17 protein-coding genes are annotated in these 23,876 nt (G+C 55.4%); 12 read left to right on the forward strand and 5 right to left on the reverse strand.

Features of this window, described 5'->3' with window-relative positions:
• Positions 1 to 354: 354 nt before the first annotated feature.
• On the reverse strand, positions 355 to 1,227 hold the full coding sequence (locus BI364_RS02800) for a PEP-CTERM sorting domain-containing protein (protein WP_156782599.1): 873 nt from the start codon (positions 1,225 to 1,227) through the stop codon (positions 355 to 357).
• A gap of 233 nt (positions 1,228 to 1,460) precedes the next feature.
• Positions 1,461 to 2,450, reverse strand: a complete 990-nt coding sequence (locus BI364_RS02805; RefSeq protein ID WP_070077462.1) for an aldo/keto reductase — start codon at positions 2,448 to 2,450, stop codon at positions 1,461 to 1,463.
• A gap of 434 nt (positions 2,451 to 2,884) precedes the next feature.
• Here BI364_RS02805 and BI364_RS02810 point away from each other — a divergent pair, with 434 nt between their 5' ends.
• From BI364_RS02810 to BI364_RS02835, 6 genes are all read left to right on the forward strand, one after another.
• Positions 2,885 to 4,399, forward strand: a complete 1,515-nt coding sequence (locus BI364_RS02810) for an esterase/lipase family protein (RefSeq protein ID WP_070077463.1) — start codon at positions 2,885 to 2,887, stop codon at positions 4,397 to 4,399.
• Between the two features lie 255 nt (positions 4,400 to 4,654).
• Entirely contained in the window at positions 4,655 to 5,863 is a 1,209-nt protein-coding gene (locus BI364_RS02815) for a PAS domain S-box protein (RefSeq protein WP_083251117.1), read from the forward strand.
• A gap of 18 nt (positions 5,864 to 5,881) precedes the next feature.
• Complete coding sequence (locus BI364_RS02820; RefSeq protein WP_070077189.1) at positions 5,882 to 6,967, forward strand: IS5 family transposase; 1,086 nt, start codon at positions 5,882 to 5,884, stop codon at positions 6,965 to 6,967.
• A 114-nt stretch (positions 6,968 to 7,081) separates the two neighbouring features.
• A complete protein-coding gene (locus BI364_RS02825; RefSeq protein WP_083251118.1) occupies positions 7,082 to 7,876 on the forward strand; it encodes a sensor domain-containing diguanylate cyclase in 795 nt (264 codons plus the stop codon).
• Between the two features lie 478 nt (positions 7,877 to 8,354).
• Positions 8,355 to 9,683 carry a GGDEF domain-containing protein gene (locus tag BI364_RS02830; protein WP_070077466.1) on the forward strand — a complete coding sequence of 443 codons (1,329 nt, stop codon included), beginning with the start codon at positions 8,355 to 8,357 and terminating at the stop codon, positions 9,681 to 9,683.
• Positions 9,684 to 9,981: 298 nt separating this feature from the next.
• Positions 9,982 to 12,348, forward strand: a complete 2,367-nt coding sequence (locus tag BI364_RS02835) for a TonB-dependent receptor (protein ID WP_070077467.1) — start codon at positions 9,982 to 9,984, stop codon at positions 12,346 to 12,348.
• 137 nt (positions 12,349 to 12,485) lie between these two features.
• Here BI364_RS02835 and BI364_RS02840 read toward each other — a convergent pair whose 3' ends face one another.
• Both BI364_RS02840 and BI364_RS02845 read right to left on the reverse strand, forming a co-directional pair.
• The gene (locus BI364_RS02840) at positions 12,486 to 12,893 is read right to left on the reverse strand and encodes a hypothetical protein (RefSeq protein ID WP_070077468.1); all 408 of its coding nucleotides are present in this window, start codon (positions 12,891 to 12,893) and stop codon (positions 12,486 to 12,488) included.
• Between the two features lie 273 nt (positions 12,894 to 13,166).
• A complete protein-coding gene (locus BI364_RS02845; protein ID WP_156782600.1) occupies positions 13,167 to 13,391 on the reverse strand; it encodes a hypothetical protein in 225 nt (74 codons plus the stop codon).
• Between the two features lie 406 nt (positions 13,392 to 13,797).
• On the opposite strand from BI364_RS02845, the gene BI364_RS02850 reads away from it, so the two are divergent.
• Both BI364_RS02850 and BI364_RS02855 read left to right on the forward strand, forming a co-directional pair.
• Positions 13,798 to 14,931 (forward strand): porin, encoded by a 1,134-nt coding sequence (locus BI364_RS02850; RefSeq protein ID WP_070077470.1) that lies wholly within the window; start codon positions 13,798 to 13,800, stop codon positions 14,929 to 14,931.
• A gap of 243 nt (positions 14,932 to 15,174) precedes the next feature.
• Entirely contained in the window at positions 15,175 to 15,630 is a 456-nt protein-coding gene (locus BI364_RS02855; protein WP_070077471.1) for a bacteriohemerythrin, read from the forward strand.
• 546 nt (positions 15,631 to 16,176) lie between these two features.
• Here the strand turns inward: BI364_RS02855 and BI364_RS02860 are convergent.
• Positions 16,177 to 16,983 carry a transglutaminase-like domain-containing protein gene (locus tag BI364_RS02860; protein ID WP_070077472.1) on the reverse strand — a complete coding sequence of 269 codons (807 nt, stop codon included), beginning with the start codon at positions 16,981 to 16,983 and terminating at the stop codon, positions 16,177 to 16,179.
• A 517-nt stretch (positions 16,984 to 17,500) separates the two neighbouring features.
• Between BI364_RS02860 and BI364_RS02865 the strand changes: the two genes are divergently transcribed.
• The 4 genes from BI364_RS02865 to BI364_RS02880 all read left to right on the forward strand — a co-directional run bounded on the left by BI364_RS02865 (position 17,501) and on the right by BI364_RS02880 (position 23,858).
• Positions 17,501 to 18,595: a hypothetical protein gene (locus tag BI364_RS02865; RefSeq protein WP_156782601.1), complete on the forward strand. Its 1,095-nt coding sequence runs from the start codon at positions 17,501 to 17,503 to the stop codon at positions 18,593 to 18,595.
• A 562-nt stretch (positions 18,596 to 19,157) separates the two neighbouring features.
• Positions 19,158 to 21,080 carry a PrkA family serine protein kinase gene (locus tag BI364_RS02870; RefSeq protein WP_070079841.1) on the forward strand — a complete coding sequence of 641 codons (1,923 nt, stop codon included), beginning with the start codon at positions 19,158 to 19,160 and terminating at the stop codon, positions 21,078 to 21,080.
• Positions 21,081 to 21,093: 13 nt separating this feature from the next.
• Positions 21,094 to 22,359 (forward strand): YeaH/YhbH family protein, encoded by a 1,266-nt coding sequence (locus BI364_RS02875; protein ID WP_070077474.1) that lies wholly within the window; start codon positions 21,094 to 21,096, stop codon positions 22,357 to 22,359.
• Positions 22,356 to 23,858, forward strand: a complete 1,503-nt coding sequence (locus BI364_RS02880) for a SpoVR family protein (RefSeq protein ID WP_070077475.1) — start codon at positions 22,356 to 22,358, stop codon at positions 23,856 to 23,858. Before BI364_RS02875 ends, BI364_RS02880 begins: the two co-directional genes overlap by 4 nt.
• Positions 23,859 to 23,876: the final 18 nt, after the last annotated feature.

Consider the following 23,876-nt stretch of genomic DNA (forward strand, 5'->3'; position numbering starts at 1 on the left):
TGATCCGCGCGACTTCGATTCCGTGATGGTGATTGCTGACAGAGCCCCATCGCCCGTACGCCGTGATGCGCCTTGGCGATGGGGCGTTCGAGGCTTTATGAGTAAAAGGATGTGAGACGGGCTTGGCGGGGCAGGCGGTCGGGATGGTGTGTCTACACCGTCGTGACGAAGCTTGTGCCCACTTGGCAGAGGATCTCCGCCCATCACTCTGTACTCGAGTGTGAGTGATGTGTGGTGGCTTGCATGTGGTTCACTTGGGGTGCCCGGTGATGTGCCGGATTTTCTGGAAATCGCCCCACCTGCGTATCGGCAGGTGGGGCGATTGTGGTCTGGACAGATGGTGAGTGGGGCAGCTCAGGCGAGCAATGGATGCCCACTAGGTATGCGCTTGCCTGCGGCGCGCTGGCGCCAGCCGAGGAAACCGAGGATCGACAGACCCAGGCCCCAGGTGATCAGCGTGGAGGGTTCGGCCACATTGAGGCCACCGCCACCGACCGAGCCGATGGGTACCGAGGCGAAGCGCAGCGTACCGCCCGCAACCAGATATTCACCGAAGCCGTCGCCGAAGAAGGTGACCTTCGAGAAGGTGCTCGCGCTATCGATTGCGCCGATGAAGTTGGTATAGCTGTTCGCGGCGGCATAGCCCGGATTGTCGTTGGCACTGAGGGCATTTGCGGGCAGCGTTGCGGTACCGCCATCGAAGGCGATCCACAAGCCGGAACCCGTTGCCGGTACGCCGTAGGTTGACTGGATCGAGGCGGGTCGCGTGCCGGCCATGCAGCACGTGGCCCAATCGCCTACCTCGAAGCCGAAGGCGTTGATCGGCGAGCTGAAGTCGAAGGTGAGTCCCGAGTTGTAACCGGGAATCGGTTCGCCCGCGCTCGTATTCGGGTTGATGATCCAGACCGCGCCCGACAGCGCGATACCGTTACTGCTGTAGCCTGAGGTCATGGTCGGCGTTCCGCCATTCGGGCGGCTGACCGTAACGGTAGCCGCGTTGCCGCCGGCATCGGTGTAGTTGTAGGTGTTTTGCCCGTTAACGACCTGGGTTGTGACTACCGAAGTACCGGCGCCGTTGACCACGTTATCGAATTGGGAACCGATACCGGAGAGCGGCGTATCGACCACGTAAGGAACCGCCAGCGCCGCAGTGCTGGCGACCGATAATGCAATCGCTCCCGCGATCGCGACCGCGCGCGTGTGAAGTTGCAAGCCCGTTATGTGCATTTTGATTTACCCCCTTAATATTTTCGGTGTGTTAACCGGAGACATTTCATGTTTTGAATGTCACATACGGATCAAAGCACAAAACAAGCCATATTTTTATTGTTTTAATATTCAATGTGTTATTTATAATCAATGCGTACAGTGTGGTTTATTGTAAGGTAAATCGACACTGGTTTGGGGGTAAGCGGCCTGTGGGTTGCTTGCCCCCTGGGCGAAATGCGAGCGGGTTAGGCTTAGCGATCCACCATCGCCATCATCCGTTCACTGTAACGTGCACCGGAGGCCGTACCGGGCGGAAGAGCTTCGTCTAGGGCGAGCATTTGGGCCGCATTTAGCGCGATGTCGGCGGCAGCGATGTTTTCTTCCAGGTATTGCCGACGCTTGGTGCCGGGGATGGGCACGATATCGTCACCTTTGCTCAATAACCAGGCGAGGGCGATTTGACCCGGCTTGACGCCAAGCGTGGCGGCCAGATCGCGTACTGTCTGCGCGGCGCGCATGTTGGCGTCGTAGTGCTCGCCTTGGTAGCGCGGGTCGTTGCGGCGGAAGTCGTCCTCGGGGTATTCCTCTGCGCGCTTGACGGTGCCGGTGAGAAAGCCGCGTCCCAGCGGCGAGAAGGGCACGAGGCCGATGCCGAGTTCGCGCAGCACGGGAATGATGTCCTGCTCCAGGTTCCGTTCCCAGAGGGAGTATTCGCTTTGTAGCGCGGAGACGGGATGCACGGCGTGGGCGCGGCGAATGTTGGCCTCGCCAGCCTCCGAGAGGCCGAAGAAGCGTACCTTGCCTTCGCTGACCAGCTCACCGACCGTGCCGGCGACGTCCTCCATCGGGACTTCATGGTCGACGCGATGTTGATAGAGTAAATCGATGTGGTCGGTGCGCAGGCGCCGGAGCGAACCTTCCACTGCCTTGCGGATGCGTTCGGGGCGGCTGTTGGCGCCCGTGATCCCGCCATCCTCGATCTTGAAGCCGAATTTGGTTGCGATCACCACCTGATGGCGTTTGCCGGCCAAGGCACGGCCCAGTAGCGTCTCGTTGGTGTAGGGGCCGTAGACCTCGGCAGTGTCGAGAAAGGTGCAGCCGAGTTCGATGGCACGGTGCAGTGTGGCAATGGATTCGGCTTCGTCCGCCGGGCCGTAGGATTGGCTCATACCCATGCAGCCCAGGCCGATGGCCGGGACTACGAGTCCCTGGCTACCGAGTTTTCGTATGTGCGATGTCATCAAGTGCTTCTCCTGCGTCAAGGGGGCGGTGTGGCGTTTGGCGTCTATATGGGACGCCGCCGCCGGGTGTGCGGTGTTGAATCGCGTGGCCGCGGGCCGGGTCTTGCGAAGCCGATCGAGCAGGTTGCGATTGTGACTGAGAAATCGTTACTCGGCGTCGTCATAGCGTCGCTGATTCGAGGGTCTCGACCGGCCGATTGCATCTTGCTTTAAGGTTTGAGGACACCCGGTGCCCTGGGCCGATTTGCCTGAACGAAGGCGTTCTTTGTACGCCCGCATGTCGGTTAACAAGCGCTTGGATGACCTGGCGTCAGGTGTTACCCGCACAAACGCGTTCGCGGACCCTATATTAATATGTATGCGTCGGCGCGTACGCGAGTGGTCTCGGGAGTGACCTGCGTCGAGGTTGCTGAGACGCGGGAGAGGAGGTGCGGATGGCGTCTCAGACGGGGCGATTGGTGGTGCTGGTGCATGGCTGGAGCGTCTATGAGACGTCGGTATACGGCGGCTTGGCGGAGCGACTGGAGATGGAGGCACGGCGCGAGCCGGGGCTGGGAATTGATGTGCGGCAGATCTGGTTGAGCGAGTACGTCAGCTTTCGCGACGAAGTTCGTCTGGAGGATGTGTCACGGGCCTTCGAGGCTGCCGTGCGCCGCGAGCTGGGCCCACTACTCGACGCGGGGCGTCGATTCGCCTGCATCACGCATTCTACTGGCGGACCTGTGGTACGCGACTGGTGGGATCGCTACTATGTCCAGCGGTCGGGTGGCGGCGTGTGCCCGATGAGTCATCTGATCATGTTGGCGCCCGCTAATTTCGGCTCCGCACTGGCACAGCTCGGCAAGGGCCGGGTCGGGCGTTTGCGAGCCTGGTTTGCGGGCGTGGAGCCAGGCCAACATATGCTTGACTGGTTAGAACTGGGGTCCACGGAGGCCTGGGCGCTTAATCGGTCGTGGTTCGACTACCCCCGCGTGCCGGCAGCGCGACAGCCGGTGTTCCCCTTCGTCCTCACCGGGCAAAGTATCGACCGACATCTGTACGACCCGCTTAATACCTATACCGGTGAATTGGGTTCGGACGGGGTGGTGCGCGTTGCGGCGGCTAATCTCAACGCGACCCTTATTCAATTGGAGCAGCGTGCGCCAGTGCAGACGAACGCGGGCCCGCATCCAGGTTATACGGCGAAAATGTTGCGACTGAAGGCTGTACGCCGTGCGCCGCGTACGGCCTTCGCGCTGATCGCAGGCAAGGCGCATTCGGGCGAGAAGATGGGCATCATGCAAAGCATCCGAGCCGATGCGACGGCGGATGCAACTGTTGATGCGGTCCTGGCGTGTCTCCGGGTAGGCAGTCGGCAGGATTATCTGCGTTTGTGCGATGTGTTCGATACCTTGACCGCTGACGTGCAGCACCGGGAGCGCGTGGAGACACCACCCGGCATTCTGCTGCCGGGACGGCGCTTTATCCACGACCCGTATTCGATGCTAATCTTCCGGGTTCGGGACGATGCTGGTTACATGGTCGAGGACTTTGATTTGGCGTTGACGGCGGGTCCGGGAAACGACCCCAATCACTTGCCGGCGGGCTTTTTCGCGGACCGACAGAAAAATGGGCGTAACAAGAATGCGCTGACCTTTTTTCTGAACCACGCGATCATGGCGGGAGATCATCCGCTGTTGGATGTACAGGGTGGCGTATTACGCGAGGCGCTACCCGGCGCTGGCAGTTTGGGTATTCACATTCGGCCCTACCCCGGTGAAGGCCTGGTGCACTATCTGCCGGCCGCACTGAAGGCGAGCGTGCGGCGTCTGGCGCAATTTATGAATCCACACGAAACCACCTTGGTGGATATCACGTTGCGACGTATCGTCCGGGCGCGCGTGGCGCGTCTGACAAACGACAAAAATCCGAATGATTTCAGGCAGGGAGACGCGGGGCCGGCGTTATGAGGCAAGCAGGTGTCGCCAAGGCTTGCATCCTATCAGCGCGCTTACCGGAACTGATCGGTACGAAGGTGAATACCCATGTCAGCAAAGTGGCATATCGAGGACGATCAAAGACTCGGTTATGGTACGCGGCGCCTGAGGCGGCTTCCGGTTCTTGGCCCGCCTGGGACAATGGTAGTGCGCCCGGAGACACTTTATATGTCTGGCTGAAATTCGCCGGGAATATGAGCATCAATTCTCAATCGAGTCTGTAACACGATGGAAAGAACAAAAATAAATCAGGCAAAAATAATCCTAATGGCGAGGATTATTTTGGTCATAGCAGCCGTATCGGTTGGTATGACGGTATTTTATGTAATGAAGAACAATGCTGAAAATCAGTTAGTGACAGGTTTGCGCTCATCCCTGGAAAATATCGTGGTGCTGGAGGAGGCCACCATAAAGCATGGTTTCGAGAAAACCATGACGATTGCCACGCGCCCGTTTTTGATCAAGCAAATCGAAGTGTTGAATGCGCAGCCTGGCAATGCGACCGCGCAGATCGCATTACAAAAAGGCGTCAATTCGTTTCTCCTGACAGGGCCCTCAGCGATTACGCTGTACGACAAGATGGGACACGAGGTCGCACATGCCGGACGCTTTGTCCGAAGTCCTGAAGTGATGGTCCCCATCCGAGTGCCTGGGCACGCGCAGCTGCTGTATAGAAACGGGTATTTCCTACGCTCGATGATGAAGGTCGAGCTTGGTGGGCAGGCGATCGGGAAGGCGGTCGTGGAAACGCCCCTACCCACCCTGGATCAGCTGTTTAAAAGCACCGGGCGCCGGGGAACCACGGCGGAATTGGTCATGTGCGTGCCCTCAGGCGAAGTCAACATGAGTTGTTTCCCCACCTCGCTGACACGCAAGCCGCTGCACTTGTCGAGGACATCCCGCACTGGGATACCACTGCCGATGAGTTATGCCTTGCAGGGAAAGGTCGGTTCGATTATTGCGAAGGATTATCGTCACAAGGAGGTGGTAGCGGCCTATCGTCCGGTCGGTCGGACAGGACTTGGCGTGGTTCTGAAAATCGATAGCGCGGAGTTGTATGCACCCATCTGGAAACAGCTGAGGTATCTGTTGCCGTTGCTGGCCGGTTTGTTGTTGATCGCCCTGTTGTCGCTGCGCTGGCTGTTCACGCCGCTGGTGGCGGAATTGGTGCGTTCCGAGCGGGACGCCCACGAGGCGAACGAACGCTTGCGCGACAGCGAGAGCCAGGTCCGGACCCTGGTGGAGAGTGTCAACGAAGGTATCGTTGCCATCTCTGAAAATGGAATCATCGAGCTGTTCAATCCGGGGGCGGAGCGTATGTTCCAATATCGCGGTGAAGAAGTCCTGGGCCGAAACGTTTCATTGCTCATGCCAGAGCCCTTCTCTAGCAGGCTGTTGAAAAACTCCCCAGATTGTCGAAGATGGGGTCTCGGATAAATAAGGACGATAGCGAAGATGCGAGGAGCTGATATTCAGCAGGACGGGCTGTTCAGCACGGTGAGTCCGGAGCAACGAGTGCCGAAGGATCACCCACTTCGGCCGATCCGGCAGATGGCCGATGAGGCGCTTGCGGCATTGGATGGCGACTTCGATGCGCTTTACGCAGGACTGGGGCGCGACTCGATCCCACCGGAGAAGCTGCTGCGGGCCCAGCTGCTGATGGTGCTGTACTCGATTCGAAGCGAACGCCAGCTGATGGAGCAGCTCGACTACAACCTGCTATTTCGCTGGTTCGTGGGCTTTTCGATGGATGACAAGGTCTGGCACCACTCGACGTTCACCAAGAACCGCGATCGGTTGCTTGAGGGCGAAGTGGCGCACCGCTTTTTTGCCCAGGTGCTCAAGCAGGCCCGGGGTGCGGATCTGCTGTCCAGGGAGCATTTCAGCGTCGACGGCACCCTGATCGAGGCCCTGGCTTCGCTCAAGAGCTATCGGCCGAAGGATGAAGACGAACCGCCGACGCAGGGCGGCGGCCGCAACCCCTCGGTGGACTTCCGCGGTGAGCGCCGCACGCGCGACACCCATGCCTCGAAGACCGACCCGCAGGCCTTTCTCTTTCGCAAGAGCCAAGGCACGACCGCCAAGCTCAGCTACATGGGCCATCTGCTGATGGAGAACCGCCACGGCCTGGTGGTCGATGCGCGGGTCAGTCAGGCGACGGGCCGGGCCGAACGGGAGGTGGGTGCCGAGATGGTCGAAGCGCTCACAGGCACGCATCGGGTGACCGTGGGCGCGGACAAGAACTACGACACACGGGGCTTCGTGCGGCGGCTTCGCGAGGCGAACGCCACGCCACACGTTGCGCAGAACGACACCCGGCGTACGTCGGCGATCGATGGACGTACCACGGCACATCCTGGCTACCGCAGCAGCCAGACGATCCGCAAGCGGATCGAGGAATGCTTTGGGTGGGCGAAGACGATCGGTGGGCTGCGCAAGAGCCGGTTTGTAGGTCCCGAGAAGCTCGACTTTCAGTTCGTGCTGACGATGGCCGCCTACAACCTGGTTCGGATGCGCAATCTGGGGGTGGCGGCATGTTGAGGGCTGTCATTCGAGGGATTACTGCGTCCGAAACACCGATTTCCAGAACCATTGACCCAACAATTGGCGTAATTCATCCGTATCGGCATTTGCAGACGATCTTTCGCGCCCAAAATGCCGAGAAATCGCGGCCAATTTCAACAGCCTGCTAGTGAACATGACGGGTATCTGACCCGTTATTGGCGAACAGGCGAGGCACATGTGATCGGGCATCCGCGCGAGGTCACCGCCAGGCGAAGCAATGGCGAGATATTCCCTGTTGAGCTACGGATTTCCCAGCTTGATCGAGAGGGTCGTAGGGGATTCATCGGAATGCTCCATGACATCACGGAACGCAAAACCATCGAGGCGCAGATGACACACTTTGCGAATTACGATGCGTTGACGAATCTGGCCAACCGGCGGCTGGTCCAGGATAGAGTCCAACAGGCGATCATGCATGCGCAGCGCGCACAGGCCCGCTTTGCGGTGATGTTCATCGATCTCGATAAATTCAAGCGTGTCAACGACAGCCACGGACACGATGTGGGTGATCAGTTGCTACAGGCGATCGGCCGACGCTTGGCCGCCTGCCTGCGTGCCGAGGATACGGTGGGGCGTCAGGGCGGGGATGAATTCATCGTGTTGTTGGCCAAATTGAGGACGCCCGCGGATGCTGTGCGTGTGGCGGAGAAGATCCTGGAAGGTTTGTCCATGCCGTTTGCGATCATGGGCCACGACTTGCGTATTGGCGCCAGTATCGGCATCGCGGTCTATCCCGGCGATGGTGAAGATTTCGAAACCCTGATCAGGCACAGCGATGCTGCGATGTACCAGGCCAAGAAATCGGAGGACTTAAAGTATCACTTCTTCGATCCGATTGAAGGCGACACGCCTCCTGTCGACGAAGTCGTGGCACCGAGTGAATAAGTATCCGCCAGATGGTCAGGGCAGATCTGTGAGGGGAGAGGCGTAATCGCGGCAATATGCATGCCGATGCCGGGCTCGTGTCGAAGATGCCCGAATTCTGGCGTCGGCGTCATCAGCGGGACTGGCGATTCTTGCTCGCGCGCAGACTACCGTCGCTGAAGGCGATGCGGACCCCAGCGTACACGTTGGCGGCACCGTGGTGTGGTTTGTGGTGTGGCCGTGGGATTTTTCCGGCATGTCTTGTGGTGTGGCAACTTCTGTGCGCGCCAGGACTTCGTTGACGCCATCGTTCTGAACATCCACCCACCATGCGCCTCTATGCGGGGAGGGCCGTGAGTGGTTTGCGGGTGGTATGCGACGGCATCGAGTGAGATTGGGGTGAGTATGTTGTCGGTCGGTCATGGAAGTCAGGAGAGCATCAGACGTCCCAGGGCCATTCCGCCTGCGCAAACACGGACATGTCGCTATCATAAGGCCGATGGATGAGCCTCTTTCCGCCAAAATAATGGACCTGCTGATCGACACCATTTGCGTGGTTGATCATGCGGGATGCTTCATCTATGTGAGTGCATCAGGCGAGCACTTGTTCGGTTATGCACCGGAAGAACTGCACGGTCGTAACATGATCGAGCTGGTGCACCCGGATGATCACGCACGCACGCTGTCAGCGGTCGATGAGATCATGGATGGCGAGCCGTTGATGCATTTCGAAAATCGTTACGTGCGCAAGGACGGACGCATTGTGCACATCATGTGGTCTGCTCGCTGGTCCGAATCCGACCGGCTACGCCTTGCGGTGGCGCGCGATGTCACCGAACTCAGACGCGCGGCACAAATCAAGCAGGCGCTTTACGAGATTTCCGAGGCGGCGCATGCGGCCGAAGGGCTGCCTCCCTTGTATCCGCTGATCCACCGGATTATCAGCAAGCTGTTGCCAGCCGAGTGCTTCCATGTCTGTTTGTACGATATGGCGAGCGGCCGGTTAAGCTTCCCCTATTACATCGACGGACGGGATGGCGAGCCTCGCGCCGAACCGGATCGTTCGTTGCAGGAAGACCCGTTCATCGCAGAGGTGATTCATTCCGGCCATGCCTTAATCAGGTCGGCGACCCTGGCGCCCATGCCGGATGGCTCTGAAGCGGTTTGCGAGGGGGATTGGATAGGCGTACCGCTGGCTTCGCAGAACGGCGTGATTGGAGCACTGGTGCTGCGGACACACGGTTCCAATGGCCGTTACACGGCCGAGGACATGGAGCTATTGCAGTTCGTTTCAACCCAGGTCGCTACGGCCATCGAGCGCAAACAGGCCGAAACTCGTCTTCAGTATCTGGCGTTACATGATGCCCTGACTCGATTGCCGAACAGAACGCTATTTTATGATCGGCTTGATATGGCGCTCGAACACGCAAAGCGTGACGGCAACCAGTTGGCGTTGCTCTATCTGGATCTGGATGATTTCAAGCGCATTAACGATGAACATGGTCATGAAATGGGTGACCATCTGCTACGCGCCGTGGCCGAGCGATTGGTGAAATGTGTGCGTGCGCAGGATACGGTTGGGCGTATGGGGGGAGATGAATTCACCGTGCTGCTGAGCAATATCCAGGGTCCAGTTAACGTACAGACAATAGAAAATAAAATATCAAAAGAGCTGTCGAAACCCTTCGTGATCGGCGCCGAATGCTTATCGATTACCACCAGTATTGGCAGGGCCATTTATCCAGATGATGGCGATAACCGTGAAGCACTGCTCCATCTGGCCGATACCGGTATGTATGCAGGCAAGCGTAACAGCGGCATATCGTAGACTGGGCAAGGCAAGGCAAGGCAAGGCGTAACGTGCGCCTGAACAGGCATGTTTAGCCACGATGGGCCTTGGTAGCGATGATGTTTTCCATGTCATTAATTGATGATGAATTATTCAATAATAATACACAAAAACAATAGTTTTTTGTTTTTTATTGATTTTTTGTGTCACATGAAATGTAAATTAAGTTTCATGTCAGGTTCTAGGGCGCCACTTACTCTGAAAATCCCTCGCTGTTGCTGATATCCACGATCAGGGTGGATGTCCTCTGCAGATCCATTTCAATCGAGGTGAGTCTATGTGTGGTCTCTTTACCGTCCGTCCCATTATGTTTGCGCTGGTGGCATTCGCTGCAAGTGTGATTTCTCCAATGGTTTTCGCCGCGGGCGAAACCACGATGCCGAAGACTACGAAGCCACAAGCCGATATCAACGTCGGTGAAGTGAGTGCGACGGTTGGTTCAAAATCCGGTGAACTGGGCAATGCCGTAAAATCGTTGACGCCAGAAGCGAATTTTAAGTCTGGCCAGTCGGTCAAGGTTCTCGGGCGGCACGAAGTGACAGCTGCAGGCCCGGTTGGGGGCAGCGCACAGGCATTGAGCTATGCGCCCGGCATCAGTGTGTCCGGTTATGGTGGAACCGGTGCGACCAAGAACTCCATCAGCGTCAATGGTATCAAACAGGGTTGGGGTGGTTTTGCCGGCGGACAAATTGACGATGGCAGTCTGTCGGTGACTTTCGATGGCGTACCCATGGTCGATCCATCGACTGGTTTGTGGGAAAGCCCGGAAGTGCCACAGCTCGATTTACTGCAGGGGATTGGCATTACCTATGGTCCTGGTAATCCACTTGATCGTTGGTACAACAACATTGGCGGCCAAATCGCCTTCGTGCCGCTACAGCCGACACGTAAGGTCGGCGGTTCGGTCAAGCTGACTTACGGTAGCTACGGTTCACGCAAGCTCTTCGTGGAAGGCCGCACCGGCAGCGTGGGTGGTTGGTCCACCATCGTTGCGGGTGGCATGGGTTCCAGCAATAGCTACCGCACGAGCTCCGATGGTTTCCTGAATCCTAGCTACAACTACGCCTGGTTCGCCAAAACCATAAAAACTTTTAGTAATGGTGATTTTTCGGCAGGGGCCTATCTGGCCAAGGGTTCCGGTTACCGTCCGGTGCCAATACCGATCAATCCGATTGTCGGTGTAACGATGAATGGTACTGCAAACAGTCCGCTGTACAGTCAGCAAACATCGGGATACTACGCCGCGCTACCAGGCTCGGTATGGCACAAGCAGGACACCAACGGCACTTGGCTGTTGTACAGCAAATTGAATGTAGAGATGGACCAGATTTCTTCGGTACACAATATAGCTTGGTATCGTCATGGTTATCGAGTCCATTTTCATTACAATAACTATGGATTGAGTAATCCCAGCAATCTCTACGAATACAATAATCCACATGATGATGTTTACGGTGACAAGCTCTGGTTCTCCGTTGACCTTCCCTATGACGAATTGGATTTCGGTGGATTTTTTCTCAATAGCCAATACAATTCAAGAAATGCATTTTACAATTCGAATTCACCGTATTACGGCTCAGCAGAAATCCCAAATGCAAGCTATCGCAGTGATTACTGGGACCAGACGGATATCGCTGCCTTCATTCAGGACAGAATCAGTCCTGTCGCGAATGTGCATGTGACCCCGGGTGTGCGTGTGATTAAGTATTTTACGCGTTATTATCCTGCGGCACTACAGGATTTCGCGCAGGCATACGCGCTTTACCCAAGCAATAATCAAGGGCAGTTGCCGCCGTCTAAAAATAACTTTTCCAAAATTGAGCCATCGCTCGATTTCAACTGGAAAGTACAGAAAAACATGGCGATTTTCGCCAATTATTCGATTGCACATAAAGAGCCGCAAGTGGGTGGCGGTGGTGGCTTGTACCAGTCGACGCCAGCGGTTTATAGCTTGGAGAGAAGCACTGATTTCAACGTCGGTGTAAAAATACATGTGCCAGATGAGCGTCATCTGCATGATTTTCTGCTGAGCGCAAGTTATTACCATTTGCATTACGCCAATCAATACATACCACTTTATGATACCAGTGGTAATTATCTCGGCGATGCGAATGGTGATTCGACATATCAGGGTATCAACCTGGCAGTGACTGACAAGCCTTACGCAGGAGCCGATGTGTTCGCTAACCTGAATGTGGAGAAGGCGATATTCACGCGGTATGTGACCGGTGGTGTCAGTTACGATGGCCTACCCGTTTCTAATGTTCCTGACAGCACGTTCAATATCGGAGGTGATTACAATACCTATGTTGCGGGCGGCGTGTTGACGCCTAGGACGTGGTATCAGTACTGCGGTGCGCAGGCAATCTTCAACGACAATACGGGAGCGCCTAGCCGGCAAAAACTCGCGGGTTATGGCACGCTTAATCTTGGAGTGGACTACACGATCCCAACCGCATCGAGCGGTATGGGATTGAAGGATATCAAGCTGAGTCTGGATGTGCTGAACGTGACGGACAGTCACTATAATGTGTTCGAGTACATCACGGGCGGTGGTCTGCTTGGTGGTAATTCTGCAGGCCAAGCGCTGGTCCTGCCGGGGGCGCCCCTAACGATTTACAGCAGCCTTTCGGCCAATTTCTGATATCCCCGACACTAGGGGTGGCGAAGCATCCACCCCTAGTGTCGATTCAAGTCCGTTTTTGTTGATGTTGTCCGTGGGTTACCAATATCGAAATAAAGCCGCCTGATCGTGATATGCCGCCAGTCTCAGCCTGAGATTCAGCGTCCGGGTAGGGTGATCTCAAGGCTTTTGCCGCCATAGCCATAGCGTTGATCCCGAGCCTGAATGATGATGTTGTGTACCGACGGCGGGATTTTTACGCCATAAAGATCTCGGGTGAAAGGCTGTTCCTCCGCGTGATCGTGCCACAGCTTGCGTTCACCATAGATCACGCCATTCGGCCCGGTGACACGAAAACCATCGGCATAGCGTTGAGGGGTATCGTAAGGCGACGAGATGGTGACGTCGAAGTCGAACGTATCCGTGCCGTGTGGTTTGACATCCGCCACCACCACGTCCGGAAATTCCTGTTCGGCGGCTCCTGCCTCGCCCGGCACCGCCGTGAAGTACCACAGGAACGCGAAGGCAAGAAATGCGCAATAGCGATTATGGTTGTGTCGATACATGTTCAGATTTCCAGGTTAGGTCATGCAGGGGCGAGAAACACGACAAGGTTTGGCATACATCGGATGATACGAGCTTATTGATGTGCAGGTAGGGCGTAAAGCGTCTTAAGCTGATTGACGAATTGCAGTGGGTGGGCAATGACACCTGAGAGAGTCCGTATGCGGGCGCCGTTCTTGTAGGCGATTTGGGAGGGCAAGGCAGCGATGCCGAACATCTTTGCCCCTGCTGGCAATTTGTACCATGGCGTCCATTGGACCCGTACGAACGAAATTCTATTGTCGAAATGGGTGGGTGCTCACGGCATCAAACGGCGGGTTGGCATGTACGCAATACGTGCAGTCGGGGTCCGGACTCGTGAATTGAGCCACGACGTTTGCATGCGCGTGCAGGTAAACGGGGAGCGCCTTGACCGGTATGGTCATGACCTCGGCTATGACCGGCGTGGGTAGGCAGGTGCCGAGCAATAATACGGCCGTTGCCCGAATAAATCGTTGCATCGAATGCTCCTTGGTGAGCGAGACCGAATCCATCGGAACACTTAAGCATGCCGCCGTGATGATGACAAGTGCATGTGCTAGCCGGGCCTGGCCGTTTCATATTGGCGCACGAGACCAAGGCGTCATGATGCATGTGGCGGTGGTCAGTTGCGTGCGTGGCTTAACGCCATTGGTGCGCATTAAAATGGTCTCATATTGATCGAAATCAAAGTCCTCGTATTTTCCTGCGTGCGGGTGCTTGCGTGGCGGTAATCGCCTGCGTACTTTCGCTTACCCTCCAGCCTTCTAAATCAGTACGCATTACGCGGATGGTGATGTGCGTGTCCAATTTAAGGTGGGTCTTTATATGGTATCCGGAATATCGGTTCGGGTATTCGCATCGAAAATTCGCAAGGAGTCATGACTCATGAAGAAAACCCTTATCGCTGCCGCGGTGGGCGCGGTGATTGCGGTCCCCGTCGTTGCACAGGCGGATGTGACCCTGTACGGCAAATTCGAGCCATCGCTCGACTACCTCAACACCAACACCACCGGTGGCGTGACCAACGGCAGCTCGACCAGCAAGAGCATCTCTGGGTTCTCCCTGAACAGCTCGCGTTGGGGCGTCAAGGGTTCCGAGGATCTGGGTGACGGCCTGCGCGCGCTGTTCCAGGTCGAGAGCACGATTTCCACCGACGGCAAGGCCGCACTGGGCAACCGCAACACCTTCGCGGGCATCGCCGGCGGCTTCGGCACGGTGATTGCCGGTCGTCACGACACTCCGATGAAGAGCTTGGGCCGTGCGGTCGACCTGTTCGGCGATCAGATTGGCGACAGCCGTAATCTGATCAGCGGCAAGTACAACGGCAGCGTGGGTTTCGATTTGCGCGTACCGGATGTGGTCGCCTATGTCACCCCGCAGATAGGCGGTTTCAAGGGTGTGGCGGCCTATGTGTTTGATGGCGGCGTCAGTAACGCAGGGACGTACAGTCTGCTGGGCGAATACAAGATGGGTCCGGTGATGGTGGGCTTGGCCTACGAGAGTCACGGCAAGGGCCTGTACAACGGTGGAAGCGGAACCACTGCCTCGCCCTATACCTACGGCACGAATGCCGAGACCGGCGTGCGTTTGGCGGGTAGCTACAAGATCGGCGCCTTCAAGCTGGTGGGCCTGGTCGAGCAGCTGACCAATCTGGGCGGTTACCAGTACATCGGTAACAGCTCCGCGAACCCGAAGGCCAAGGCCACCGTGTATGGCTTCGGTGGCATGTACACCATGGGCTCGAACGCGATCAAGGCGCAGGTGTACCAGGCCAACCCGGATGGCAGCAACAACAACTCCACGATGTTCGCGATCGGCTTTGATCACACCTTCAGCAAGCGTGTGATGGCCTTTGTCGACTACGCGCACATGACCAACCAGAGTGGCGCGATGATGAACGTATGGGGCGGCGGTCACAGCGCCACCTACGTCAATGCCAACAACAGCCCCGCGACCGTTACGGTGGGTGCTGGCAAGAACCCCTATGCCATCTCCACCGGCATGATGATCAAGTTCTAAATTGCGCCGCTTGTGGCCGTACGGTTCGGGTGCCGTCTGGCACCCGAACCGTTTTTGGGGAAAGGGCGGACGAATTCGGTCGCCTGAGCAGGTATGGATAGTTTATAGGCTATCGAATTACAAGTTCACGGACCAGGGGCTGGTCTTGAATGAGATGTTTGGAAATTGGATTCGCTTGTGTATCGGGTGGGGAGCGCATGAATGCCATAGATCAGGGCAATGGCGAAATCAGGAGAATGCGTAATGACCATCAGATGGACAGAGGATTTGAATACCGGTATCGAGGTGATCGACAGGCAACACATGAGAATTGCCGATTACATTAACGAATTGGAGCATATCCATCAAAAAAATGACCGCGTCGTGACCGGTCGGGTACTGGACGAGTTGATGGATTACACGCTTTCGCACTTCGCATTCGAAGAGAGTCTGCAGGAAGAAGCCGGCTACGAATACCTGCGACCGCATCAGAAGGTACATGAGCTGTTTACGCGTCGGATCAATCAATATTTGAATCGCTATCGGTTGGGGGACGACGTGGCGGGTGAAATTCACGGACTGTTGCGTACTTGGTTGGTCAGTCATATCAAGCACGACGATGCGGATTACGTGGCTGCGGTTCGGGACAATATGCTCGCCATTCTTGCCGAGAAACAGCGTAGCAAGCACGAAGGTTGGTTGAGCCGATTTTTCCGCTAGAAATTTGTATGGCGGTGGTTGGCGGCTGTTGCGATACGGCGATCTGGCGACAAACCGCTTCGCGTCTCAACGGGATGTGGCTAGGGCCGCCTGTACGCGCATCTAGCGTCTGCTGATAATTATTTTCATGATACGTTTGTTTTATAAGAAAAATATAAGAGGTATGACAAGATGTTGGTGTCTCCGAACGAGACGGGATTATTGGTGCCGCTTGAGATCAATCGGGCGTTGCCTGAATCGCACTGGCCGTGGGCACTTTTGGTGTGATGCTGCTATATGTGCTGCTATTCGGGATTCCCCTTATTCGGGCAATCCGCATTCATCTTGGCTCTTAAGGGCAATGGCGTGAAAATCACGCCAGAGCAGTTTCAGCATTCTCATCTAAAGACTCTTCAAGGCTTGCGTGCGTCTGGACGTTGCAGCCGCTCTCCTTTTGCTCGTGGTGGCGATGATCGGTACCCTAGTCAAGCGATATTGGCCGTAGGTATGCCGTTAATCGCCGGATAGTCGAGGCTTGCCGACAAGTCAGGCGAATGCGGCGTCGGTTCATGATGGGTCGGTGGCGTGCGCCTCGATACGCTGTACCTGGATGAGCTGCGAGCTGGGATAGACGGCTGGGCCGAATTGGCTGTAGACCGCGACATCCGCCGCATCCCGACCATAGCCGATGGCGACATAACCACCGCGCATGACCGTTTGTGTCGCGTCGAAGGTATACCAGCGCCCGCCAACATAGGCTTCGAACCAAGCGTGTAGGTCCATGGGGACCAAATTATGCAGATAGCCAACCACCATACGTGCGGGGATGCTCAGGCTGCGGCATAGGGCGATGCCCAGGTGAGAGAGGTCGCGACAAACGCCCGACTGCCTGAGATTGACCTCCACCGCCGATAGCGGAAGATCGCTGCTGCCGGGGCGGTAATCGATGTGGCTCTGTAGCCAGTCAACAATGGCTTGGACCTGATCGTAACCTGGCGGCGTATCACCGGCGATTTCAGCTGCCATTAGGCCGAACCGGTCAGATTCGCAATAGCGGCTGGGCAACAAATAGCTGAGTACGGCATCCGGCAGGCGCTGAACATCGACAAAGGGTGCGCCGGGCGCTTGGTCGATATGGTCCGCAGTCTCGACCTCTGCAGCCGTGCATACGGAGAATGCGCCGGCTGGCGCGATCAGGCGCTGACAGAGATTACCGTATCCGTCGGTGAATTCAATGACCGGGACGCTGGGTGTAAGGCGATATTCTTCGCGCGCGATCCACTGCTGGGCCCCGCTGCGCGGGCGCAGCATCAGAACGAACGGTGTCGGCAGAGCGATCTCGAAGGCTAGTTCACAGCTGGTGTGTAGCCACATGAAGCACTATTCCGGTAGGGTGGGGTAGGCAGTGAAGCATCCTCGAAGCGCACAAGCAATCAAAGCCATCAATCAGATGGGGTGCCGGCCTGGGCGGCGAGGGTCAATGAATTGCCCTGTTCGCGCCATACTGGCGTAGGCGAGAGTGATTCAAGCTCAGTATTCATTAATTTTGGTCAATCGTACGCCGTCCAATGGACGTATGCTTTCAGCGAGCGAAGAAAAAATGCTGGCGCGCGGCATGGTGTGATATGCGGCCAATGTTTGGCTGCGCCTATTATCGATAAAACTTAATAACTGATTGTATATGAAATAATATTTATGGTTTTTCGGTTTTGTTCCAGGCGTAAACTGTGTTTAGAATAAAGATATGTGTGCGCGGTAATCGCCAAATCAATCATAAGGGGGGCATGGCGACACTGGAGTAAGTAATATGAATCGATTGACAGATTGGAGTGCGACCGGCCTAGCCGTGGCGGCGGGCCTGTTGTGTTGCGGCCAAGCGAAGGCGACAGAGGTGTCGACACCAAATCACTTGACGCTGGGTGGCGGTTTGGTGACGGAATACCAGTACAAGGGATACGCCTATGCGCAACAAGCTCCAGGCGGTGACTTCAAGCTCGATTATTTCGAAGTGAACGTCAAGGGACGGCATGGTCCACTGAGCTATGCTGCCGAGGAACGATTCTCCGGAGTCAATTTCAATAGCCCCTACCAATTGCTGCACTACGGCTGGGCCGCCTACCGCTTCGGCGCAGCCGGGGATGAGCAGATCAAGGTCGGATATTTCAAAGTACCGTTTGGTACATTGCCTTATGGCTATCAAAGCTTTTGGGGGAATCTCGGTTATTACATGGGTCTGACGGATAATCAGGCGGCAGGTATTGGTTACAAATACACGCCGGGTAACTGGCGGTTCGATGCCGATTTCTTCAAAAATAACACCCTCGGTCAGACCACGACTTATGGAATTAACCCGGTCGGTGATTACCACAGTGTCAACACCGGGAATGTGCGCGTTGGTTACACTTTTCACGAGGGGGCTGCACATCGCATTACTTTTGCCTGGTCGGGCAAGGCGGGTCAACTCGAGCTGGGACCAACACCGAACAACCAACACACGGGCAAACAATGGGCGACTGCGGCTTCGATAAACGGCCATTGGGGACCCTGGATGTTGCAAATGCAGGCCACGGCCTATGCCTATCACGTCCCTGGAAGCAGCCCCTATCAGCGGCATTCGATCACGGTCGAAAGTTATGGCTATCAGTACCAGATTCCTGCAAAGGGACAGCTCTACGACATCAGTCTGGGGAAAAACTTCGGCATCAGTTGGGGACCGTTTCACAAACTTCAGGTTTATGACGATTACGGTTACCTCAAGGTGGCCACGCCATCGAGGCGTTTCCTCGACGCCAGCGGGAATACCGTGGGCGACATTCAATTGAACGAAACCGGCGTGGAGGCTGTGGCGGGTCCGGTCTATCTATGGGCGGAACTGATCGCGGGTAAGAATGCGGCTGGCCCTGGGTTCACCGGATACGACAATGGCAACTGGTATTCGCGCATCAATGTGGCGATGGCATATTACTTCTCAACGGCCAATGGCTGATGAGTGAACGGGCCGCTTTACCGCGCGGAACCGATTTGCCCCCTGCACCGGCAACGAACGGGCGCCGGTGCAGGGGGCACTGCCTGTGCGCTGCAGGCTTTGTGCGGTATGTATATGCGTGAGGCGCGCACCAGTTTGGTGCGTTCCGGGGGTGGTTGCGCCGAGGCTAAGCGTGATATTTTCCTGTTGATCCAAGTGCTTTTTGACTGGATTTGCACTAGCTTTAAAGGGAAGAGGAGCCCCATTGTGGTGCGGGTCGCGCCAACACTGCTCTTCTGCTTACAGGGAATTTAAGCGTAAACTGACAGGCGAATCGGAGGGGCTGGGCTAGGGCATTCGGTGAGCCGCATGCGGATTAGCAGTCGGCACGGAGGATCGCCGCGCATCAATGATTTTGTGTCCGTACCGGTTGGGTTCCCGTGGCACTGCAATTGCATCGGTTCATGTGGAGGCGTCCTCTGTAGGCCCGTGCCGATACCAAAATCAAGAATAACGGAGCCGGGGCAAACCTCAGGTGGAACGTCCGTATCTGAAACGGTTAGTTTCGAGAGAGGGTATGTCCATGACCATATTCAATCGCTATCAGTCACGATACGCGGAAAATCGAGAAGAGGAGTTGTCTCTTCAGGCGTATCTGGAACTTTGTAAACAAGATCCCACCGTGTACGCCACAGCAGCAGAACGTATGCTGATGGCAATTGGCGAGCCGGAGTTGGTGGATACGCGCCACGATGCTCGATTAAGCCGACTTTTTTCCAATAAAATTATAAAAATCTATCCCGCATTCAGGGAGTTCTACGGGATGGAGGAGAGTATCGAGCAAATCGTGGCCTATTTCCGCCATGCAGCTCAGGGTTTGGAGGAGAAAAAGCAGATTCTGTATCTGCTGGGTCCTGTGGGCGGTGGCAAGTCATCGTTGGCTGAGAAGCTCAAGTCATTGATGGAGAAGGTGAGTTTCTATGCCATCAAGGGTTCGCCGGTAAACGAGTCACCGCTGGGCTTGTTTTCGCCGACAGAAGATGCCGATATCCTCGAAGAGGACTACGGTATTCCGCGTCGCTACCTCAAGGGAATTATGTCGCCCTGGGCGGTTAAGCGCCTGCATGAATTCCACGGCGATCTTTCAAAATTCACGGTGGTTAAGCTCCGCCCATCCGTGCTCGAGCAAATTGGCATCGCCAAAACAGAGCCTGGCGATGAAAACAACCAGGATATCTCCTCGCTTGTGGGTAAGGTTGATATCCGCATGCTGGAGCAGTATTCCCAAGACGACCCGGATGCTTATTCCTATTCCGGTGGGCTCTGCCTCGCCAATCAGGGCTTGCTCGAATTTGTGGAGATGTTCAAGGCTCCGATCAAGGTGTTGCATCCTTTGCTGACGGCAACCCAGGAAGGTAATTACATGGGGACCGAGGGCCTCTCAGCCATACCATTCGATGGGATTGTGCTCGCGCATTCCAACGAATCCGAATGGTTATCGTTCAAGAACAACCGTAACAATGAGGCATTCCTGGATCGTATCTACATTGTCAAAGTGCCTTATTGCCTGCGCGTCTCCGAGGAAGAGAAGATCTATCGCAAGCTGTTGCGTAATAGTTCTCTGTCAGAGGCCGCGTGTGCGCCGCATACGCTTGAAATGATGGCACAGTTCGCCGTGCTTTCTCGTCTTAAGGATCCGGATAATTCAAATACTTACTCGAAAATGCGGGTCTATGATGGTCAGAATCTCAAGGATGTGGACCCCAAGGCCAAGTCCTATCAAGAGTATCGGGAGTATGGGGGTGTGGACGAGGGCATGAATGGCTTGTCGACGCGATTTGCCTTCAAAATCCTTTCGCGAGTATTCAATTACGATCATCAGGAAATCGCTGCCAACCCTGTGCATCTACTGCATGTGTTGGAGCAGCAGATCGAGCAGGAACAGTACCCACCCGAAGTGCGGGATGCCTACATCACTTACCTCAAGGAGTATTTGGCGCCGCGATACGCCGAGTTCATCGGCAAGGAGATTCAGACGGCGTATCTAGAATCGTATTCTGAATATGGCCAAAACATATTCGATCGTTATGTCACTTACGCTGATTATTGGATACAGGATGAAGAATATCGGGATCAGGATACTGGCGAGATCCTGGATCGTGTGGCTCTCAACGAGGAATTGGAGAAGATCGAGAAGCCGGCGGGGATTAGCAATCCCAAAGACTTCCGGAATGAGATTGTGAATTTCGTGTTGCGGGCAAGGGCTAACAATCAGGGCAAGAACCCAGCGTGGACCAGTTACGAGAAGCTGCGGGAGGTGATCGAAAAGAAGATGTTTTCGAATACTGAGGATTTGCTGCCGGTTATTTCCTTTAATGCCAAGGCCTCAACCGAGGACCAGAAGAAGCATCAGGCCTTCATCGAGCGCATGGTGGACAAAGGATATACTGAAAAACAAGTGCGGTTACTCGCCGAGTGGTATTTGCGCGTACGTAAGTCCTCCTGAGCGGGGTGCCTGAATGAGTCAGCTCATTGACAGAAGATTAAATGGACGCAACAAAAACGCGGTCAATCGCCAGCGTTTCATACGGCGATACAAGAATCAGATCAGGCAAGCGGTAGGCGAAGCTATTGCCGGCCGTAGCATTACCGATGTCGACAAGGGTGAGCAGATCAGTATCCCGGGAAAGGACATTTCAGAGCCGATCTTTCATCATGGAAAATCGGGACGGCACGAAGCGGTACATCCGGGTAACCATGATTTTATCGTGGGCGATCGGATCAAGCGCCCGGCTTCCGATTCGGCAAGCGGTGGTGACGGCGCCAGTCAGGATGAGGGAGGAGAGGATGATTTCATTTTCAACCTTTCCCAGGAGGAATTCCTGGAGTTTTTCTTCGAGGATATGGCGTTGCCGGATCTGGTCAAGACTCAGCTGGCGAAGATGGACGATTACAAATCAGTTCGCGCCGGCTATACACCGAGCGGCGTACCCTCCAATATCGATGTGGTGCGATCACTGAGAGGCGCGCTGGCGCGCCGTATTGCATTGAGTGCGCCTCATCGCAGGACACTGCGGGAGCTTGAGACGGCAATGGAAGTGCTGTTGGCGGAGGCTGACCCGTGTGAGCCGGTGAAAATCGAGTCGCTGCAACATGAAATGGAAATGCTCCGGCAGCGTATCGAGCGTATCCCGTTCATCGATACCTTCGATTTGCGTTTCCGCAATCGCATCAGACAACCCAAGCCGGCATCGCAGGCTGTGATGTTCTGTTTGATGGACGTGTCTGGTTCCATGGATGCTGCGCGCAAGGATATCGCGAAACGTTTTTTTATCCTTCTTTACCTTTTTTTAACGCGAAATTATGAACATATCGAGGTTGTGTTCATCCGTCATCATACAACCGCAATGGAAGTGGACGAGCACGACTTTTTCTATGCGCGAGAAACAGGTGGCACTGTGGTTTCAAGCGCTTTGGAATTGACGTACGAAGTCATCCGCGAGCGCTATCCTTCCGCCCAATGGAACCTGTACGTTGCCCAGGCATCTGATGGGGACAACTGGAGCGATGATTCACCGTTGTGCCGAGATTTGTTGATCGAAAAAATAATGCCCTGTCTGCAATATTATGCTTATGTTGAAATCGAGGCTGAGAAACCACAGAATTTGTGGATGGAGTACGAAAAGGTCAGGGCGATGCATGAGAATTTCGCAATGCAGAGAATCAGGACGCCTGGCGATATCTACTCCGTGTTTCGCGAGCTTTTTAGGAAGCGTGAATCATGAGAAAAAAATGCTTGTCCGAAGGGTCTGAATGGACGTTTGAGCTAATTCAGCGCTACGAGCATGAAATTGCAAGAGTGGCGGCGCATTATGGGCTGGACACCTACCCCAACCAGATAGAGATTATCAGCGCGGAGCAGATGATGGATGCCTATTCGTCATCCGGGATGCCCGTCGGTTACAATTATTGGTCTTATGGGAAACAGTTTATCGCGGTGGAACAGCGCTATAAGCGCGGCCAAATGGGGCTGGCTTACGAAATCGTCATCAACTCGGATCCCTGTATTGCCTATCTCATGGAAGAAAATACCATGATGATGCAGGCCTTGGTCGTTGCCCATGCTTCCTATGGGCATAATTCTTTTTTCAAGGGTAATTACCTTTTCCGCACATGGACCAATGCAGACGGGATCATCGACTATTTGCTGTTCGCGAAGAATTATATTAGTCAGTGTGAGGAGCGTTATGGTGAGGAAGCGGTCGAGTTGTTGCTCGATTCCTGCCACGCGCTGATGAATTATGGTGTGGATCGCTACAAACGACCAACACGACTGTCCGCACAGCGGGAGAGGGCGCGTCAACAGGAACGCGAGGCTTATCAGCAATCTCAGGTCAACGACCTTTGGCGGACATTGCCAGTCAGGGCCATGGATGAATCGTTTGTCACGGACGAGGCGCGCTTTCCGGGTGAGCCACAGGAAAATCTACTTTATTTCATCGAGAAGCACGCACCATTGCTCGAGCCTTGGCAGCGCGAGGTCGTGCGTATCGTACGCAAAATTGCGCAGTATTTTTTTCCGCAGCGCCAGACCCAGGTTATGAACGAGGGCTGGGCGACCTTCTGGCACCATACGATCATTAATCATCTGTACGATGAAGGCCTGCTGAGTGACGGCTTCATGCTGGAATTCATGCAGTCGCATACCAACGTGGTATTCCAGCCGGGATACGACGATCCGCGCTACAGCGGTATCAACCCATACGCGCTGGGCTTCGCAATGATGACTGACATCAGGCGAATCTGCGAGCGACCGAACGAGGAGGATCGCCAATGGTTCCCGGAGCTTGCCGGGTCAGATTGGCTGCAGTCACTCGATTTCGCGATGCGCAATTTCAAAGATGAGAGTTTTATCGTGCAATACCTATCGCCCAAGGTGATTCGCGACCTCAAGCTATTTGCGATACTCGACGATGATAGTCGCGAGGCGTTGGAGGTGTCGGCAATACACGACGATATGGGTTACCACCATGTGCGTAACGCGCTGGCCGAGCTGTATAATCTTGGCAGCCGCGAACCCGATATTCAGGTCTACCGAGTCGACCGTCGGGGTGACCGTTCGCTCACGTTACGCCATACCCAGCACAATCGGCGTGAACTAGGTGAGTCGACGGATGAAGTGCTCCGCCACGTCGCTCGCCTATGGGGTTTTGATGTGCGACTGGAAAGCGTCTTCGATGACGGCTCCGTCGAGTTGACCCATTCTTGCCAGGTACCCCACTGAAACCCGCCGGACGCGGGG

The organism is Acidihalobacter yilgarnensis (genome assembly GCF_001753245.1).
In the GTDB taxonomy this organism is placed as follows: Bacteria; Pseudomonadota; Gammaproteobacteria; order DSM-5130; family Acidihalobacteraceae; genus Acidihalobacter; species Acidihalobacter yilgarnensis.

Excerpts from the sequence above, each read along its gene's own strand:
- BI364_RS02880 (WP_070077475.1), top strand. The coding sequence starts at position 22,356 with ATGAGAAAAAAATGCTTGTCCGAAGGGTCTGAATGGACGTTTGAGCTA.
- BI364_RS02810 (WP_070077463.1), top strand. The coding sequence starts at position 2,885 with ATGGCGTCTCAGACGGGGCGATTGGTGGTGCTGGTGCATGGCTGGAGC.
- BI364_RS02835 (WP_070077467.1), top strand. The coding sequence starts at position 9,982 with ATGTGTGGTCTCTTTACCGTCCGTCCCATTATGTTTGCGCTGGTGGCA.
- BI364_RS02800 (WP_156782599.1), bottom strand. The coding sequence starts at position 1,227 with ATGCACATAACGGGCTTGCAACTTCACACGCGCGCGGTCGCGATCGCG.
- BI364_RS02845 (WP_156782600.1), bottom strand. The coding sequence starts at position 13,391 with ATGCAACGATTTATTCGGGCAACGGCCGTATTATTGCTCGGCACCTGC.
- BI364_RS02830 (WP_070077466.1), top strand. The coding sequence starts at position 8,355 with ATGGATGAGCCTCTTTCCGCCAAAATAATGGACCTGCTGATCGACACC.
- BI364_RS02870 (WP_070079841.1), top strand. The coding sequence starts at position 19,158 with ATGACCATATTCAATCGCTATCAGTCACGATACGCGGAAAATCGAGAA.
- BI364_RS02820 (WP_070077189.1), top strand. The coding sequence starts at position 5,882 with ATGCGAGGAGCTGATATTCAGCAGGACGGGCTGTTCAGCACGGTGAGT.
- BI364_RS02825 (WP_083251118.1), top strand. The coding sequence starts at position 7,082 with ATGCCGAGAAATCGCGGCCAATTTCAACAGCCTGCTAGTGAACATGAC.
- BI364_RS02805 (WP_070077462.1), bottom strand. The coding sequence starts at position 2,450 with ATGACATCGCACATACGAAAACTCGGTAGCCAGGGACTCGTAGTCCCG.
- BI364_RS02840 (WP_070077468.1), bottom strand. The coding sequence starts at position 12,893 with ATGTATCGACACAACCATAATCGCTATTGCGCATTTCTTGCCTTCGCG.
- BI364_RS02860 (WP_070077472.1), bottom strand. The coding sequence starts at position 16,983 with ATGTGGCTACACACCAGCTGTGAACTAGCCTTCGAGATCGCTCTGCCG.
- BI364_RS02815 (WP_083251117.1), top strand. The coding sequence starts at position 4,655 with ATGGAAAGAACAAAAATAAATCAGGCAAAAATAATCCTAATGGCGAGG.
- BI364_RS02850 (WP_070077470.1), top strand. The coding sequence starts at position 13,798 with ATGAAGAAAACCCTTATCGCTGCCGCGGTGGGCGCGGTGATTGCGGTC.
- BI364_RS02875 (WP_070077474.1), top strand. The coding sequence starts at position 21,094 with ATGAGTCAGCTCATTGACAGAAGATTAAATGGACGCAACAAAAACGCG.
- BI364_RS02855 (WP_070077471.1), top strand. The coding sequence starts at position 15,175 with ATGACCATCAGATGGACAGAGGATTTGAATACCGGTATCGAGGTGATC.